2 protein-coding genes are annotated in these 1,417 nt (G+C 75.4%); one reads left to right on the forward strand and one right to left on the reverse strand.

Translation table 11 applies throughout. The annotated features are described in order from the left end of the window. Positions 1 to 167: 167 nt before the first annotated feature. Positions 168 to 1,151 (reverse strand): helix-turn-helix domain-containing protein, encoded by a 984-nt coding sequence (locus G6556_RS18820; protein WP_166944669.1) that lies wholly within the window; start codon positions 1,149 to 1,151, stop codon positions 168 to 170. Positions 1,152 to 1,245: 94 nt separating this feature from the next. Here G6556_RS18820 and G6556_RS18825 point away from each other — a divergent pair, with 94 nt between their 5' ends. Then, on the forward strand, positions 1,246 to 1,401 hold the full coding sequence (locus G6556_RS18825) for a hypothetical protein (protein ID WP_166944671.1): 156 nt from the start codon (positions 1,246 to 1,248) through the stop codon (positions 1,399 to 1,401). The last annotated feature ends 16 nt before the right edge of the window (positions 1,402 to 1,417 follow it).

Genomic DNA, 1,417 nt, shown 5'->3' on the forward strand with positions numbered 1-1,417 from the left:
GCCGAGATAGGACCCGCGGTCCGAGATAGGACCGCCCACGGCCCTATCTCGACGCGGAGGCCCTATCTCGGCGCAGGTTGCCGGCGCGCGGGTGCCGGTCTCGACGCGGGGCGTGGTCTCGGCGTCGGGTCGTCGGCGGCGGGCCCGGGCCCCCTGGCGACCGCGCGTCAGGCCACGGACATGCGGTCGGCCGCGGCCTCCGCCTCGTCCGTGCACGCGAACTGCCGGCGGTACGCCTGCGGGTTCGTCCCGAGGACCCGCGCGAAGTGGTGCCGCAGGATCGCGGCGCTGCCGAACCCGCTGGCACGGGCGACCTCGTCGACGCCGGCGGACGTCCGCTCGAGCATCTCCTGCGCCCGGACCAGCCGCTGCCGGGTCACCCAGGCGGCGGGCGTGGTGCCGGTCTCGGCGCGGAACCGGCGGGCGAACGTGCGCTCGGACATCAGCGCCCGCGCCGCGAGCTCCGGCACCGAGAGCTCGGCGTCCAGGTGCTCGGTCATCCAGGCGAGCAGCGGCGCGAGCGTGTCGGCGTCGCAGGGCAGCGGGGTGTCGACGTACTGCGCCTGCCCCCCGTCCCGGTGCGGGGGCACGACCATCCGGCGGGCGACCATCGCGGCCTGCTGGGCACCGAGCTCCCGGCGGATCAGGTGCAGGCAGGCGTCGATGCCGGCGGCGGTGCCGGCGCTGCTGATGACGCCGCGGTCCTCGACGTAGAGCACGGCGGGGTCGACGTCGGCCGTCGGGTACCGGCGCTGCAGGTCGTCGGCGTACATCCAGTGGGTGGTGCAGCGGCGGCCGTCGAGCAGCCCGGCCTCCCCCAGCGCGAACGTCCCGGAGCAGATGCTCATGACCCAGGCGCCGCGGTCGTGCGCGGCGCGGATGGCCTCGCGCGCGGCGTCGGGGAGCCCGTAGGGCGCCTTGTACGGCAGCACGACCACGAGGTCGGCGCCGGCGGCGGCCTCGAGCCCCGCCGGCACGTCCACCGCCAGCGCCGGCTCCATCGGGACCAGCCCGGGCTCCGGGGTGCAGAGCGTGAAGTCGAACGTCGGGCCGCCGGTGTCCGCGCGGTCGATGCCGAACACCTCGCACACCAGCCCGAGCTCGAACGCGGACACCCCGGGGACCGCGATCGCGGCGACTCGCTGCAGCATGCCGCCGAGCCTGCCACGGAACTGGCGGGAAGTCGATGTGGTCCGGCAGTCCTGCCACTCGTGGCGGGATCCAGTGATCGGCAGGATTTCTGCCATGACCGCACTCATCCTCACCCTGGCCCTGATCACGCTGACCGCCTGGCTCGGCGCCCGGCTGTACGACTGGCTGCGCACCGACGGCCTCGGCCGCCGCCAGCCGCCGAGCTCGCACCACGACTGGACCGAGGGCACCGACCCGTACCTGCGCTGACCCCACCACCCCGGCG

This window comes from Cellulomonas sp. IC4_254 (genome assembly GCF_011603975.1).
In the GTDB taxonomy this organism is placed as follows: domain Bacteria; phylum Actinomycetota; class Actinomycetes; order Actinomycetales; family Cellulomonadaceae; genus Cellulomonas.

What these genes read in the sequence shown, in the direction of transcription:
- G6556_RS18820 (WP_166944669.1), bottom strand. Translation starts at nt 1,151, where the DNA reads ATGCTGCAGCGAGTCGCCGCGATCGCGGTCCCCGGGGTGTCCGCGTTC.
- G6556_RS18825 (WP_166944671.1), top strand. Translation starts at nt 1,246, where the DNA reads ATGACCGCACTCATCCTCACCCTGGCCCTGATCACGCTGACCGCCTGG.